We start from the raw sequence: 15,301 nt of genomic DNA, 5'->3' as shown, positions 1-15,301 counted from the left end.
GATGCCTCTGGAAATCACCTGGTCACAGCGCCTGCTCGACCGGTGGGTGACAGGAAGGTTCCCATGCTCTCATCAGGCATCCGGTGGTTGTCGGGGTTTGGTGGTTCGGATCGCGAGCTGGGCACATGCCGCCGCGGCCAGGGCCGCCGCCGCTAGCGCGAAGACGACTGTGCTGAAGGCGGTCACCGCTTCCGGCCCACTCGTTGGCGCCAGGTCCAGGTAGATCGCGCCGAAGACGGCGACGCCCACGGCACCGCCGATCTGCAACGTCGTGTTGAACAGTCCGCTCACGTCCGGTGCGTGGCGCGTTTCGACGACGCTCGTCAGGTGGTCGAGCGTGGCGCTGAACGCCGCTCCGTACCCCAGCCCGCCGAGCCCGAGCAGGACGATCAGCAGGGGCCCGCTGGAAGCGGCGTCCCACCACCGGCCCGAGCCGATCCCGGCGAAGGCGGCGGCGAGCAGCAGATTCCCGGCCGGTGCGGCCGATCTCCTCAAGCGCGCGGGCATCCGGCCGAGCAATGGACCCGAGACACCGAAGGCCGCCACCCAGGACACCAGGACCAGCCCGGAATAGGTGGCGCTCTCCCCCAGCCCTTGCTGGAGGTGGAGCGCCAGCACGAACAGCAGCGCGAAGTACGTGGCCCGCACTGTTGTCTGCGCGACCATCGCCCACACCACCGGCGCCCGCCGCAGCAGGCCCAGCTCGACCAGTGGCCGTGCGGCGCGGCGCTCGACCACGACGAACAGCGCGAACGCGAGTGGGCTGGCCGCCAGGCACAGCCGCATCCACGTCGGCCAGCCCATCTCCCGCCCCAGGATCATCGGGGCGATGAGCAATGCGAGCGCCGCGGCCAGGACCGCCGCTCCTGGCAGATCCAGTCGCTCCGTGCTGCGTACCCGGTCCGCGGGCAGGAAGAACCAGGCGGTCACGAACAGGGCCGCGCCGATGGGCACATTGATCAGGAAGACCGGACGCCACCCGGCGCCGAACAGGTCCGCGGAGACCAGCAGGCCGCCGAGCACCTGCCCGATCACCGCGCTGCCCGCGAGGGTCACCGCGTAGAGGCCCAGCGCCCGGGTGCGTTCGTCGTCCCGGAAGTTGAGCTGGATTCCGGTCAGCACCTGCGAGGTCATCAACGCCGCCCCGGCCCCCTGCACGATCCGCGCGCACACCAGCAGAAAGGGTGTTGGTGCGAGCCCGCAGCCCAGCGACGCGAGTGTGAAGACCGCCAGGCCGAGCAGGAAAATCCGCCGGTAGCCGCGCATCTCGCCCAGCCGCGCGCTGGTGATCAGCAGCACCGCGAAGCTGAGCGCGTAGCCGGAGACGATCAGCTCCAGCTCGGCACCAGTGGCGGCCAGGTCATCGCGAACCGACGGCGCGGCGACGTTGACGATGGCCACGTCCACGTTGCCGAGGAACATCCCGCCCAGCAGCGCGGTGAGCTGCCCGCTAGCGCCACGCCGCCGTGACAACGTTTCGGTCATCGAGCTCCTCTTCACCATGTCCCGGCCTGATGCCTGGCATGAGTGAATCGGAGCGCGACGACAGATGCTGGCGAACTTCGGACGTGGAAATCCGGCTCAGCGCAGTGGACTCAGTTCCCGAGTTCGTCGAGCGCCGCCTGCGCCACGGCGAGCTCCGCGCGAAGTTGCTCGACGCGCTGGCGCTGCTGCTCGCGAGCGGCGTCGATCAGCGGTTCCACCGCTGCCGCGACGTCGTCGTGCAGCGCCTTCGCCGCTTGCGCAACCGCGTTCGCGGCGACGGGCGTCGGGCGCACCACGCGCTTCTTGCCGGCGCTGACCTCGACGCTCCACTGGCCGTCCTGGTCCGCCGTCAGGGTCACCGTCGCCCCGCCGATCGGCTTCGCCTGCCGTGGTTTGCGGCGTGCCGCCGACTCCGCGGCCGGCGTCGTCGACGCAGCGGCCGGAGCTGCGGCGGGCTTGGGCTTCGCCGGGGCGGCAGGCTTCGCCGGTGTGGCGGGCTTCTCCTGCGCCGCCGGTGGCTTCGCCGCAGCCGGTGCCGGTGCCGGTGTGGCAGGGCGTGGCTTCGCGGCGGGTTTCGCCGGCGGCTCGGGTGGTGCCGCTTTCTTGCGGGGTGGTTTGACCTTCGTGACCTCCGCGGCGGAGAAGGACAGCACGTCCTTCGAACCGGCCGGGCGGACCTGGATGAAGTCGCCCTCGGCCGGTTCGCCGAGCGCGACGACCTTGCCGGAGCGGCCTTCCTGGACGCCCACGGCCGAGCCGGTGAACCACACCGTCGGTGTGGTTCCGGCGTTCAGCTCTTCGCGGATCCCGCGCAGCTCATCGGACGACAGCGGTGACATCGCCACCCCTTGCTCAAGGGTGAGCCCCTTCGGGGCTGTTAGACAGTGACGGCACCACTATATCGAACGCCCGTGCGAAGCTTCAACGGGATTGGCCTGCGGTCGTCTCGTAGTCCGCCATGTCGGCCTTCCGGGTGCGCTGCCAGTACTTCCAGGTGAATCCGGGCCAGATCGTGCGGTTGACGCCGTTCTCGTCGAGGTACCAGCTCCGGCACCCTCCGGCCGACCACACCTCGTCGGCCAGTTCGGACTGGATCTCGGCGTTGAAGGCGTCCTGCACCGACTTCCGCACGTCGATCTGCCCGACCTCGTCGCGGCAGATCGGCCGCAGGCAGCTGAGCACGTAGTTGATCTGCGATTCGATCATGAACACCACGGAGTTGTGCCCGAGCCCGGTGTTGGGCCCCAGCAGGAAGAACAGGTTCGGGAAGCCGGAGACGGTCATGCCGAGGTAGGCCTCCATCCCGTTGCGCCAGGCGTCCTGCAGCTTGCGCCCGTCGCGGCCGACGATGCTCAGGTGGTCGAACGCGTCGGTGACGTGGAAGCCGGTGCCGTAGATGATCGCGTCGACCTCGTGCTCCTCGCCGTCGCCGGTGACCACGGATCGCGACCGGACCTCGGCCACCCCGCTGGTCACGAGGTCCACATTGGACCTGTTGAGCGCCGGGTAGTAGTCGCTGGAGAGCAGGATCCGCTTGCAGCCCATGGCGTAGTCCGGGGTCACCGCGGCGCGCACCTTCGGGTCCTTGACGGCCTTGCGGATGTACCGCTTGGACAGCTGCTCGGCAAGCTTGCCGAGGCGGCGGTTGAACACCGCGAAGTAGCGCGCTTCGAGGGTCCAGTACAGCGCCGCGCGGGCGGCCCGCTGGAGCAGCGGGACGTTGCGGAACAGGCGCTGCACCGACTCCGGGATGGGCCGGTCGGGCTTGGGCTGGATCCACGGCGGGGTGCGCTGAAACAGGTGCAGTCGAGCCACTTCCTTGGCGATGCGCGGCACGAACTGGATGGCGCTCGCCCCGGTGCCGATCACCGCGACCCGCTTGCCCGCCAGGCCGAAGTCGTGGTTCCACTCCGCGGAGTGGAACACCTCGCCCTCGAAACCTTCCACGCCGGGCAGTTCCGGGTAGCTCGGGATGTGTAATGCGCCGACGCCGGACACCAGCGCGCGGCCCACGTACTCGGTTCCGTCCGCAGTGGACACGGTCCAGGTGTTGGCGTCCTCGTCGTACTCGGCGCCGGTGAATTCGACGCCGTAGTGGATGTGGTCGCGGACCCGGTACTTGTCCGCGCAGTGCTGCAGGTAGTCGGAGATCTCGCCCTGCCTGGCGAACATCCGGGACCAGGACGAGTTCTGCTCGAAGGAGAACGAGTACATCAGGGACGGCACGTCGCAGGCGCAGCCCGGGTAGGTGTTGTCCCGCCAGGTGCCGCCGAGGTCGGCAGCCTTCTCCAGCACGATGAAGTCGCTGATCCCGGCCCACTTGAGCCGGATCGCCATTCCGAGCCCGGAGAAACCGGTCCCGACGATGATCACCGAAGTCCGGTATTTGCGCTGGTCCCGCGTTTGCCGTTGCACCATCAGGCCCTCCTCGGACACCGGAACGACTGACTACCCAGCAGTAGCTTACTACGAGTAGGTTACTTGCGGTAGGGTGCTTTCCGTGGAGACGCAGCAGGCACCGACCACCGGACGCAAGCGGATGCCCCGAGCCGAGCGGGAACGCCAGATCCTCGCCGTCGCCGAGCAGGTGTTCGCGGCGGACGGCTACCAGGGCACGTCCATGGACGACATCGCGGCACGGGTCGGACTGTCCAAGCCGATGCTCTACGAGTACTTCGGCTCCAAGGAAGGACTGCTGCTCGCCTGCCTGCAACGAGCCAAGCGCGAACTGCTGGAAGCGACCACGGTCGCGGCGGCCGGCGCGGCCACCCCCGAGCAACTGCTGCACGACTGCCTGCTGGCCTTCTTCAAGTTCAGCGACGACCACGCCCAGGCCTGGGCGCTGCTGCGCAACGAGTCCGCGGTGCCGAGCTCATCGGTGAGCAGCGAGCTGGAATCGATCCGCATGCAGCAGATGGAATTCACCTCGGGGCTGATGAGCGCCGCGCGCCCCGACCTCGATCCGGTGCAGCTGGAGGCGTTCGCGGAGGCGATCATCGGCGCCTGCGAACGCCTCGCCCTGTGGCGGGACCGCCGCCCGGAGATCACCGCCGAACAAGCCACCGGGCACCTGATGGCCCTGTTCGCTCCGAGCCTCACCCCGGCCCCCTGACTCCACCCGCCCGCGAGGCGCCCCAGCCACCGACAGGCCTCGGGGCGCTGGTTGCAGCATGGGAACCTTCCTGTCACTCCACGCCTGTCGCAGGGCTGCGCCTTTGGAGCATGGGAACCTTCCTGTCATCCGTCCCCAAGCCGGAGCACCGCGCGCGGTGTTGTCGGCGCGAGATCGCGAGTGCCGGACAACAGGGGCCGAGGCGCTGACCTGAGCAGCGGGCCGCGCCTCCCGAATTTCACTCGTTCGGGCGATGATCGGGAGTTGGGAGTCAAGATCGACCGGACGTTCTCCGATACCGAGTCAGCCGTGCCAACACGCCCGACCCAAGGAGAACAAATCTTGCGCCCCTGGACCACGCGCACAGTAAAGGCAGCCGTTGTGGCCGCGGGGTTCGCCGCAGTCGGAACCGGTGCCGCCGCTGCTGCGGAGAGCATCGACCTCCCGAAGCCGGACCTGTCGTCCTTTCCGGACAACATCGGGGTCCGCGCCCCGTTGAACACCTGCCAGTTGCAGAACGGCCCCGGGTACAGCCCGACGAAGGCGCCGTGCGCGGACACTCAGGTGTACGCGAACACCCCGAACATGGTGAAGAAGGTGGGCGCGGACATCACCACCACCGCCCGCGGGATCGGCGGGGAGCTGCGGGACGGCCGCCCGGTGCTCGCGCCCGGCAAGCCGAACCAGGTGCTCGGCCACGTCTTCGCCGAGACCACCCGCGTCGCGCAGATGACGAAGACCCGCCCGACCATCGGCGGTTCGGTGGCCCCGGACCACCTCGGCGTGGCCTCCGAACGCATTCCGGGAGCCACGTTGCTGGACACCGAGGTGGGGCCGCGCGAGCCCGGACACCAGGGCATGTCCACGCTGGACACCGCGGTCGACCTGACCGCGGCCCAGGGCTACGCGACGGAACCGCTGGCCAACCCGGTCGGCGCAGCCGCCTCCGCTCTGCAGCGCAATCTGCTGCAGAACTCCGGCGAGCAGGTCGCCCTGCCACAGCCCGAGAAGCTGGTGCCCGCGATCGAGAAGACCCAGGTTGCGTCGGAGCTCGACGGCGGCGCGACGGACGTCGCGCAGCAGGTCACCGGCAGCCTCCCGAAGGCTCCGGTGCACCGGATCACCGGCCAGCTCCCGTCGGTCGGCGACGTGGCCCGCGCGCTGCGCTGATTGCGATCGGATCAAGTGGTCCCGGACATCGTTCCGGGGCCACTTTTTCGTTTCCGGACAACGGACCAGTAACGCTCCACAGTGGATCGCTCACTCCATCGTGGGAAATTGCCGGAACACGCCCGGAGCGGTTCGACTTCGCCTGCGGGCATGGGCAAACTCTGCCGCGCGGTCGCCGTTGCACGGGGCATGATCCCGCGTTTTCCCGGTCGCCGCAAGGGATGAACCCGAAATGTTCAGTCACCTAAGGAGAAGCACAGTGCGTACCGGTGCTCGTATTGCTGGTGTTGCCGCAGCCGCCGCTGCGATGATGGCCATCGCCTCCCCGGCCTTCGCCGACAGCGCGAACAACAACGGCATCAACCTGCTGGACGACAACAACGTCAGCGCCGTTCCGGTGCAGTTGTGCGGCAACAACGTTGCCGTCGCCGCCCTCGTGGTCCCGATCCTGTCGCCGCAGATCAACAACTGCGTCAACGCGCCGATCGTCGACCACCCCAAGCGCTGATCACGACCAGCGGAAGAGGCGCCGGGCCCGCGTTGGCCCGGCGCCTCTTGCATCCGCGAGTTCGGCGGCTACGAAGCCTCGCGCGTCACGCCGCCGTGGCGGCGACGATGCCCCCATCGGGTTCGCCGAGGTCGAACGGCTCCCCCGCCTCAGCGCGGCGGACCAGCGAGCCCGGCGGCTCGAACCGCTCGCCGTAGCGTTCCGCCAGCTCCCGGCAGCGGGCGACGAATCCGGCCAGCCCGCCCGGGTAGCCGTTCATGTACTGCACGACTCCACCGGTCCAGGCGGGGAACCCGATGCCGAAGATCGAGCCGATGTTGGCGTCCGGCACCGACCGCAGCACGCCCTCGTCGAGGCATTTGACGGTTTCCAGCGCCTCCACGAACAGCATCCGCTCCTTGAGGTCGGTCAGGCTCACCTCGGACGGATCCCGCTCGGCCGCACCGAAGTGCTCGGCCAGTCCCGGCCACAGCCCGACCCGCTTGCCGTCGACGTAGTCGTAGAAGCCGGCGCCGCTGGAGCGGCCCTTGCGGTCGAACTCGTCGACCATGCGGTCCAGCACCAGTTCGGCCGGGTGCGGCGTCCACGTCCCGCCGGCGGCCTCGACGGCGCGCCTGGTCTCGTCGCGGATCTTGCGCGGCAGCGTCAAGGTCAGCTCGTCGAACAGCTGCAGGACGGGCGCCGGGAATCCGGCCTGCGCGGAGGCCTGCTCGATGGACGCCGGGTGCACGCCTTCGGCGAGCATCGAGACGCCCTCGTTGACGAACGTGCCGATGACGCGGCTGGTGAAGAAGCCGCGGCTGTCGTTGACCACGATCGGCGTCTTGTTGATCTGCTGCACCACGTCGAACGCGCGCGCCAGGGCCCGGTCGCTGGTGTGCTCGCCGCAGATGATCTCGACCAGGGGCATCTTGTCGACCGGGGAGAAGAAGTGCAGGCCGATGAAGTCCTCGCGGCGGCGCACGCCCTCGGCGAGGTCGGTGATCGGCAGCGTGGAGGTGTTGGAGGCGATCAGGGCGTCGCCGTCGATGACGTCCTGCACCTCCGAGTACACCTGGTGCTTGATCTTCGGGTCCTCGAAGACGGCCTCGATGACCAGGTCGCAGCCGGTCAGCGGGTCGACCTGGTCGGTGGGCGTGATCCGGGCCAGCAGCTCGTCCGCCTTGGCCTGCGTCGAGCGGCCCTTGGCGATGGCCTTCTCCAGCAGCTTCGCCGAGTAGTCCTTGCCCTTCTCGGCCGCCGCGAGCGAGATGTCCTTGAGCACGACCTGCATGCCCGCCTTGGCGCACACGTAGGCGATGCCCGCGCCCATCATGCCGCCGCCGAGCACCGCGACCTTCTTCGCGTGCCATTCGGGTTCACCGGCCGGGCGGCTGCCGCCGGAGTTGATGTGCTGGAGGTCGAAGAAGAACGCCTTGCTCATGTTCTTGGCGGTCTGGCCGCAGACCAGCTCCACGAAGTAGCGGCCCTCGACGGCGAGCGCGGTGTCGAAGTCGACCTGCGCGCCTTCCACCGCGGCGGCGAGGATGTTGCGCGGGGCGGGCAGCGGCGCGCCCTTGAGCTGCTTGCGGAGGTTGGCGGGGAACGCCGGGAGGTTGGCGGCGAACTTCGGGTTCGACGGCGTGCCACCGGGAATCTTGTGCCCCGGCCGGTCCCAGGGCTGGGCCGCCTCGGGGTTGGCCTTGATCCAGTCCTTGGCGGCCGCGATCAGCTGCTCCGGCGTGTCGACGAGCTCGTCGACGATGCCGATCTCCGCGGCCTTCTCCGGGCGCAGCCGCTGGCCCTGCAGCAGCACGTTCAGCAGGGCGTCGGCGATGCCCAGCAGGCGGACCGTGCGGACCACGCCGCCGGCGCCGGGCAGCAGGCCGAGGGTGACCTCGGGGAAACCGAAGCGGGCCTTGGGGTCCTTCAGCGCGATGCGGTGGTGGCAGGCCAGCGCGATCTCCAGGCCGCCGCCGAGGGCGGTGCCGTTGAGCGCGGCGACCACCGGCACGCCGAGGGTTTCGAGGCGGCGGAGCTGACGCTTGACGCCGGTGGTGGTTTCGGCGACCCGTTCGGCGTCGCCGGGGCGGGCCTGGACCAGCTCGCGCAGGTCACCGCCGGCGAAGAAGGTGCTCTTCGCGGAGGTGATGACGACACCGGTGATGTTGTCGCGTTCGGCTTCCAGACGCTGCAGGGTTTCGTCCATGGAGCGCTGGTAGCGCTCGTTCATGGTGTTGGCCTGCTGCTGCGGGTCGTCCAGGGTCAGCACGACGATGCCGTCGGCGTCGGACTCCCAGCGGATGGTGTTCTGCTCGCTCATGTGTGATGTGTCCTTCAGCCGATCCGTTCGACGACAGTCGCGATCCCCATGCCGCCGCCGATGCACAGCGTGGCCAGGCCGTAGCGCTGGTTGCGGCGTTCCAGCTCATCGATGAGGGTGCCCAGGATCATCGCCCCGGTGGCGCCCAGCGGGTGGCCCATCGCGATGGCCCCGCCGTTGACGTTGACCTTGTCGTGGGCGACGCCGAATTCCTTCATGAACTTCAGCGGGACCGCGGCGAAGGCCTCGTTGATCTCGATCAGGTCGATCTGGTCGATGCTCAGGTCGGCCTTGGCCAGCGCCTTGCGGACCGCCGGGCCGGGGCCGGTCAGCATGATCGTCGGGTCGGCGCCGCTGAGCGCCGCGGCGACGATGCGGGCGCGGGGGCGCAGCCCGGTGCGCTCGCCGAGGGATTCGCTGCCGATCAGCGCCAGCGCGGCGCCGTCGACGATGCCGGAGGAGTTGCCGGCTGTGTGGACGTGGTCGATGCGCTCCACCCAGTGGTACTTCTGCAGCGCGACGGCGTCGAAGCCGCCGAGTTCGCCGATGTCGGCGAAGGACGACTTCAGGCCGCCGAGGCCGTCGACCGTGGTGTTGGCGCGGATGTGTTCGTCACGGTCGAGGACGGTGACGCCGTTGCGGTCGGTCACCGGAACCACGGAGCGGGCGAAGCGGCCGTCGGCCCAGGCCTTGGCTGCGCGGGTCTGCGACTCGGCGGCATAGGCGTCCACAGTGGACCTGTCGAAGCCTTCGATGGTGGCGATCAGGTCGGCGCCGATGCCCTGCGGCACGAAGGAGGTGGCGAAGTTCGTTTCGGGGTCCATCGCCCAGGCTCCGCCGTCGGAGCCCATCGATACCCGGGACATGGATTCGACGCCGCCGGCGAGCACGGCGTCCTCCCAGCCGGACCGCACCTTCTGGGCGGCGATGTTGACGGCCTCCAGGCCGGACGCGCAGAAGCGGTTGAGCTGCACACCGCTGACGGTGTCGGGCAGGCCCGCGGCCAGCGCGGCGGTCTTGGCGATGTCGCCGCCCTGGTCGGCGACGGGCGAGACCACGCCGAGCACGACGTCGTCGATCAGCGCGGGATCCAGGTCCGGGTGGCGGCGCTGCAGCTCCTGGATCAGGCCCACCACCAGGCTGATCGGCTTCACCCCGTGTAGCGACCCGGTTTTCTTGCCGCGACCGCGTGGTGTGCGGATCGCGTCGTAGACGAACGCCTCGGACATGTGTGGCGTGCCTCCTCGTTGCGGCAGGTGCTCCACCTAGAGTGTGACACCAGCACTGTCACAGTCAAGATGCTCTTAACCTGCCCGTTTGCCCTCTCCTATGGGGCAGATATGGGGCAAGCATGCTTCACGAGCACCTGAGCAGGCCTCCAGGCGCTTGCTTCCAGTCCTACCACCTTGAGTCAGGCGAGGTGATCCGATGACGCGCGAGTAAGGATCATGGTCGGCAGCCCGGAAGAGGCCGTGGCGATCCAGGCCGCGTTGGCGACCGTGCTGGACGTGGTCGGCGGAGACCGCGACTACCCGATGCGGAACGGGTTCGGGGTCCGTCGTTATCTCGAAGTCCGGTTGCCGCAAGAGCGGACCGTCCGGGCGACGTCTACCTGAGCCGATCGGCCAGAGCTCGCACGCTGACCGAGCAGTGTTCGGAATGGGACAGCCCCCGGCAGCAGGAATGCCGGGGCTGTTCGCGGTGTCGTGGTTCAGGCGTTGAACTTGTCCACCTTCACCGCGGCGAGGAAGTCTGACCAGCGCTCACTGGCGAAGCTGAGCAGACCGCCGTCACGGTCCTTGGTGTCGCGCACCGCGGCGTTGTGGCCAAGGCGACCGACCTCGATGCAGTTGTGGGTTCCGCTGTGGCTGGACTTGCGCCACCCGTCGATGGTCACGGCGGTCATCCTTCGGTCTGGTGTCGGTACTCGGCGGCGAGCTGGTGCAGGATGGCGCGGGCTTCGTCGCCCTCGCACGCCACCAGCCATAGGCGGTCCATGAGCCGGTGGTAGATGGCGACCTGTTCGGGGTCGTCGATGGTGAGTTCGGCGGAGACGTGCTCGACCTGGACCAGGTCGTCGAACATGGTGAAGCCGTTCATTGTGATGTTGGGCAGTCGCCGGAACGCGGGTAGCACACCGAACCGCAGGCCGGGGATGTCGACGGCGGACACGAGCCGGTCGAGCTGCCCAAGCATGGCATCGGGCGGCGCTACCGGGTGTTGTAGAGCGTGCTGGGACACGATGAGCTCGATTTCTTTGCCCTGGTAGAGCACTTGTTGCCGCTGTAGACGGACTCGCACCGACGCCTCGATGTCCGAGTCCGGCGCCTGGAGGAGTTCGGCTTGGATGCGGAACACGGCGCGTGCGTAGTCCGCAGCCTGGAGCAGGCCAGGCACGACGCCGAATTCGACGTTGCGGATGCGGGTCGCGGCGTGTTCGTTGTCGAAGCTCTGTTGCTGCCGTGCGCGGTGGCCGGCGCGGAGCTGCGCCCGCCACGCGGCTTTGCTGATACGCAGCTCGGACAGTTCGTCGAGCGGGGCGCGTTGGTTCAGGCGGCGCGGTGCCGCCCCTCGGGTTCGTTCGCCGTGTCCGGCGGAAGTCCGGTGGGCCCGCGCCCACCGGACGCCCCCGCGTGCTCAGTTCTTCGGGAAGTCCACCACCGCGCCGGTGTCGCGGTGCCATTCGACGAAGCCGTGCTCGAACTCGCTCGCCCGACCCTGCGGGATGTCGTGCTCGCCGGTCATCGGGTAGCCCAGGTAGGAACGCTCCCAGCCCAGCTGCGACCAGCGAACCCGGATTCCGCCGTACACCTCGTGTGCCCCGGTCTGCGACGTCCAGTAGATCGACGCCCCACCGGTGCCGGTGAAGTGGTTGTACCGGCCTCGCCCGTCCGGCGTGCCCAGCTCGTCCGTGGTCGGGTAGCCGAGGATGCCGGTGGGGCCGCCCAGTTCGACGTAGCGCTGCGCGATCACGCCCTGCAGCGAGTGCGCCCCGTTCTGCGGGCTCCACACGATCCCGGCGAGCAGCTGCCCGTCACCCGAGAACTCGTTGTACTTGCCGACGCCGTCCCCGGCGTCCAGTTCGTCGCTGATCGGGTAGCCCAACGGGCCGCGCTCCCAGCCGGTTGCGGCCCACTTGTCCCGGATCGCGCCCTTGACCGAGGCGATCCCGAATTCGCTCCAGTAGATCGAGGCGCCGTGGCCCTGCGGCGTGACGAAGTGGTTGTAGGCGGCGCGCTCGTCCGGTGTCGGGTAGCTGTCCGTGGCGACGTATCCGAAGCGGTCCTCGCCGAGCGCGCGGTAGTGATCGCGCAGGGCCTCCACGACCAGGTGCGCCCCGGTCCGGGTGGACCAGTAGATCGTGGAGGGGTATTCGCCGGTCGCGTCCCGGAAGACGAAGTCGCTATAGCGGCTGGTGCCGCCGGCGGAGCTCAGCTCGTCGGTGACCGGCACGCCGAGGCCTTCGTGCGCGCCGAAGTCCAGGTACCGCTGGAAGATCTGGCCCTGGACGATGGTCACCCCGGTGTCGGGCGTCCAGTAGAAGCGGGCGTTGGTGAAGTCCTGCCAGCGAAGGGCATCGCCCGCTACGACCTCGGCGCCCACCGGGTTGCCAACCTCGGTGCGCATGGCCGGGGTGAGCGAGTCGTAGCGCCGCTGGATCTCGCCGTCACCGGGTGCTGCCGCTGCGGTGGTCGGTTCCGCCGAAGACGTGGCCGGTTCCGCGGCAGTGGTGCCGGGGGTGGGCTCCGCCGGGGTGGTGGCGGGTTCCGATGTCGCCGTTTCCTCCGCGGTGGTGGCCCTTTCGGCCGCTCCCGAGGCGTCGGAGGGCGCCTCTTCGCTGGTGGCCGGTGCTTCCGGCGCGGTCGTGGTGGCTGCGGTGGTCGGTTCCTCGGGCTGTGCGATCGCCGGGGCGGTCGCGGCCAAGCCGAGTACGGCTGTCGTGGCGGCCACTGCCGCAACGAGACGTTTGACGTTCACTCGTAACCCTTTCAGTCAGGTCACCTGGTGATCGCCGGTGAGAAGGGAAACGTTGCCGGGTGTTACCGATTCGAGTCCTTCGCGCTTTTTGTCCGACAGGTCTGAACCTTCGGCCGCTGCGCATGCGAGCACTCCGCGGGGCTTCCGGCGATTCCGGCAGAGAGACGCCCGGCTCGATTCCGGAGATGTTTTGCGCATCGAGTCGTGTCGGGGATGGTGCCCCGGCGGCGAGGTCTGGAGTGGGTGTAGGTCGGCGGGCGGGCCGAGCCGGGCAGCACCCGCGCAATTGGGGCAGGCAGCTGCGGCTCAACGCAGCGCAGCAGCGTGGACCGGTGCTGCGTCTGCTTTCAGAACAATGCGGGAATCATCGCGAAACGGCTGCACTGGCCGAAGTGGTGCTGGCACGGTGGATGTCCTGATCGATCGTCGTCCTCGGGGTGCGTCGCGTCAGCGTGTGGTCAAGTTGGGGCTACGCCATCCTGCGGGCACCAAAACCCGCCGTAGGCCACGTTCATCCCCGGCTGGTAAAGCCCAGCCACGGCGCCGACTCGACCTGACCCAGATCCTGACGCTGGGCGCGGTGCTGGCCACGCTGGCGTTGGCCATACCGCAGTACATCGCTTCTCAAAGCGCATTGGAATCGACTCGCAGCCAAAGCGTCAACCTCCAGCAACAGCAGATCACCGAGCGGTTCAGCAAAGCCGTCGAGCAACTGGGCACCCCCGACAACCTCGAAGTCCGCATCGGCGGCATCTACTCCTTGGAACGCATCGCCCGCGACTCAGAACCCGATCACCCCACCGCGGTCAACGTGTTGACCACCTTTGTCCGGGAAAACACCAAAGCTCTCCGAGATCCACAAGGTAGCTGCCCAAATCAAGCAGTGTCTGCTGATGCGCAGACGGCACTGACCGTTCTGATCCGGCGCAATTCTGCCTGGGACGACCCGGGAAGTCGTATCGATTTCACTGATGCCTGCCTTCAGCAGGCTGTGCTCACCGAGCTTGTGGCATTCGTCGCTGACCTCCGCGGCGCCGACCTCCGCCGCGCCAACCTCCGCGACGCCTCCCTCATGGACACCGACCTCCGCGACGTCAACCTCGGCGGCGCCCGCCTTACCAACATCAGACTCCGAGGCGTCAACCTCGGCCGCGCCGACCTCAGCGACGCCGACCTCCGCGACGTCGACCTCGGCAGGGCTTACATAGGGCCAATTGGTTACAGTCGCCCCTGACAGTGCCGATGTTAGAGGCATTCCTCCAGAGCGGTTGTCGAGGTGAAACTGCCGCGAGGGATGCCGAAATACCGGTCTGCGAGCGCACGCGCCTGATCGGCGGTGAACCCCATCTGCATCGCCTCGGCGATGAACTGCCCGCGGCGCTGCTCCGAGGCGGACACCGCCGCTGCGGCGGCCTGCTGCTGCGACTGCCCCTGGCGCAATGCCGTGTCGTAGGCGGTCTGCGCCAACGTCCGGTACTGGTCGCCCTGCTGCACAAGGTTGTCGTGCAGCTCCCGACCTTCCTCGGTGGTCAGATTGATCTGTCCGTCGGCGGCGAACAGTGCCGCCTGCCAGCCGGCTGTGCCACCGCGGACGCTGTCGAGGGATTCCCGCAGGTTGTCAAGGCCCTCTTCGAACCGGGCGGTGGCCTCGTCCATCGAGATTTGCACGCCGAACAGTTGTTGCCAGGCGGCGTTGAGCGCGTCGACGCGGTCGGCGGTGTCCGCAGTCGAGTTCTTCAGCGTGTTGATCGCCTCGCGTAGCGAGTCCGCGCCGGGAACCGCTCGGCTCATCGCCGAGTCCGCGCCGTACACCGCATCGGTGTACTGCCGCTGATCGTCGATCGCGCCCACGATGGTGCCGCGCAGTCCGTCGGTGGCCAGCAGCAAATCCGTTGACGCGTCGGACTGCTCCCGCAAGGACCCGGACACCCCGGTGAAACTGCCCTGTGCCTCGTAGGCCGCTTGCACCTGCCCTTGCAGCTTGGCACGCACACCATCGAGCGCGGGGCCGCCGCTGATCAGAGCGTCGATGTACTCCTGGTGGGACAGCCCGGCCGCCTCGACCGATCCGGCAATGGACTGGTACTGCTCGGACTGCATGATGGCCGAGCGGGCATTGGAGTCGAACGCCCCGGCGGAATCCCGCAGCGCCGACGACAACGACCGCTGGTCGCCCTCCGCGCTCTGGCTGGCCGACCCGAACAGGGCGAGCCCGATCGTTGCGGCGGCCAGCGCGACGCCGAACGGGCCGCCCAGCACGCCGAGCATGCCGCGGCCGGCGGTCTGCATCAGACTGCCACTGCCGGCGGCGCGACGTGTGTTGTCGCTGAACTGAATCATCGACGTGGCGGCCCCCGCGACGACTTCCCGCACGGCGCGGATCCCGCGCATCGCGGTCGCCAGCGACAGCCACATGCCGATCAGCGGCCCCAGCGCGCCCGACAGCGGCTCGATGACGTTGAGCACGCCCGAGAGCACGTCGAGCGCGACACCCACGGCCGAGGACATCACCGGCAGCGCACCGCCGGACATGTCGCCTATGACGCCGATGATCCGGGTAACGACGTCGGCGACCTCATCGCCGTGCTCGGCCCACACCCCGGTGAGACCGACCAGCACGCCGCCGACTTCCGGCAGCACGCCGGCGACGAGCTGGCCGAGGTGCTCGACGCCGAGCCCGGCGTCTTCCGAGCCGCCAGCCACGATCTCGAAAAAGTCGCCGACGCCGACACCTGCGTCGGCCATC

General features: G+C 68.7%; 14 protein-coding genes. 5 read left to right on the top strand and 9 right to left on the bottom strand.

The genetic code is table 11. The features are described from left to right. Positions 1-72: 72 nt before the first annotated feature. The 3 genes from BLW84_RS27540 to BLW84_RS27530 form a co-directional block, all read right to left on the bottom strand. Positions 73-1,485, bottom strand: coding sequence for an MFS transporter (locus tag BLW84_RS27540; RefSeq protein ID WP_245761423.1), 1,413 nt, complete (start codon positions 1,483-1,485; stop codon positions 73-75). 110 nt (positions 1,486-1,595) lie between these two features. After that, entirely contained in the window at positions 1,596-2,324 is a 729-nt protein-coding gene (locus BLW84_RS27535; protein WP_093271146.1) for a DUF6319 family protein, read from the bottom strand. Positions 2,325-2,406: 82 nt separating this feature from the next. After that, positions 2,407-3,903 (bottom strand): flavin-containing monooxygenase, encoded by a 1,497-nt coding sequence (locus BLW84_RS27530; protein WP_093270917.1) that lies wholly within the window; start codon positions 3,901-3,903, stop codon positions 2,407-2,409. An 82-nt stretch (positions 3,904-3,985) separates the two neighbouring features. On the opposite strand from BLW84_RS27530, the gene BLW84_RS27525 reads away from it, so the two are divergent. The 3 genes from BLW84_RS27525 (at position 3,986) to BLW84_RS27515 (ending at position 6,275) form a co-directional block, all read left to right on the top strand. Then, positions 3,986-4,597: a TetR/AcrR family transcriptional regulator gene (locus tag BLW84_RS27525; protein ID WP_245761422.1), complete on the top strand. Its 612-nt coding sequence runs from the start codon at positions 3,986-3,988 to the stop codon at positions 4,595-4,597. A gap of 381 nt (positions 4,598-4,978) precedes the next feature. After that, positions 4,979-5,767 carry a hypothetical protein gene (locus tag BLW84_RS27520; RefSeq protein ID WP_093270914.1) on the top strand — a complete coding sequence of 263 codons (789 nt, stop codon included), beginning with the start codon at positions 4,979-4,981 and terminating at the stop codon, positions 5,765-5,767. A gap of 259 nt (positions 5,768-6,026) precedes the next feature. Further along, positions 6,027-6,275 carry a hypothetical protein gene (locus BLW84_RS27515; RefSeq protein WP_245761421.1) on the top strand — a complete coding sequence of 83 codons (249 nt, stop codon included), beginning with the start codon at positions 6,027-6,029 and terminating at the stop codon, positions 6,273-6,275. A gap of 85 nt (positions 6,276-6,360) precedes the next feature. Here BLW84_RS27515 and BLW84_RS27510 read toward each other — a convergent pair whose 3' ends face one another. Together BLW84_RS27510 and BLW84_RS27505 are read right to left on the bottom strand one after the other, a co-directional pair. Beyond that, entirely contained in the window at positions 6,361-8,577 is a 2,217-nt protein-coding gene (locus BLW84_RS27510; protein ID WP_093270909.1) for a 3-hydroxyacyl-CoA dehydrogenase NAD-binding domain-containing protein, read from the bottom strand. A gap of 14 nt (positions 8,578-8,591) precedes the next feature. Further along, complete coding sequence (locus tag BLW84_RS27505) at positions 8,592-9,806, bottom strand: acetyl-CoA C-acetyltransferase (RefSeq protein WP_093270906.1); 1,215 nt, start codon at positions 9,804-9,806, stop codon at positions 8,592-8,594. Positions 9,807-10,025: 219 nt separating this feature from the next. Between BLW84_RS27505 and BLW84_RS47740 the strand changes: the two genes are divergently transcribed. Continuing rightward, positions 10,026-10,193, top strand: coding sequence for a hypothetical protein (locus BLW84_RS47740; RefSeq protein ID WP_177226720.1), 168 nt, complete (start codon positions 10,026-10,028; stop codon positions 10,191-10,193). A 95-nt stretch (positions 10,194-10,288) separates the two neighbouring features. Here the strand turns inward: BLW84_RS47740 and BLW84_RS27500 are convergent, their stop codons facing one another. From BLW84_RS27500 to BLW84_RS27490, 3 genes are all read right to left on the bottom strand, one after another. Next, positions 10,289-10,483, bottom strand: a complete 195-nt coding sequence (locus BLW84_RS27500; RefSeq protein ID WP_093270903.1) for a DUF397 domain-containing protein — start codon at positions 10,481-10,483, stop codon at positions 10,289-10,291. After that, positions 10,480-11,088: a DUF5753 domain-containing protein gene (locus BLW84_RS27495; RefSeq protein WP_281247456.1), complete on the bottom strand. Its 609-nt coding sequence runs from the start codon at positions 11,086-11,088 to the stop codon at positions 10,480-10,482. Before BLW84_RS27495 ends, BLW84_RS27500 begins: the two co-directional genes overlap by 4 nt. A gap of 126 nt (positions 11,089-11,214) precedes the next feature. Continuing rightward, the gene (locus BLW84_RS27490; RefSeq protein ID WP_245761420.1) at positions 11,215-12,528 is read right to left on the bottom strand and encodes a hypothetical protein; all 1,314 of its coding nucleotides are present in this window, start codon (positions 12,526-12,528) and stop codon (positions 11,215-11,217) included. A gap of 433 nt (positions 12,529-12,961) precedes the next feature. Here BLW84_RS27490 and BLW84_RS27485 point away from each other — a divergent pair, with 433 nt between their 5' ends. Then, entirely contained in the window at positions 12,962-13,789 is an 828-nt protein-coding gene (locus BLW84_RS27485) for a pentapeptide repeat-containing protein (protein ID WP_177226719.1), read from the top strand. Between the two features lie 11 nt (positions 13,790-13,800). On the opposite strand, the gene BLW84_RS47735 is transcribed toward BLW84_RS27485, so the two are convergent. Then, a partial coding sequence (locus BLW84_RS47735; protein ID WP_093270895.1) for a hypothetical protein occupies positions 13,801-15,301 on the bottom strand: 1,501 nt, incomplete at its 5' end.

The organism is Saccharopolyspora shandongensis (assembly GCF_900106995.1).
Taxonomy (GTDB): Bacteria; Actinomycetota; Actinomycetes; order Mycobacteriales; family Pseudonocardiaceae; genus Saccharopolyspora; species Saccharopolyspora shandongensis.
The sequence above is the reverse complement of the archived record's forward strand: the minus strand, read 5'-3'. Positions and strand labels throughout refer to the sequence as shown.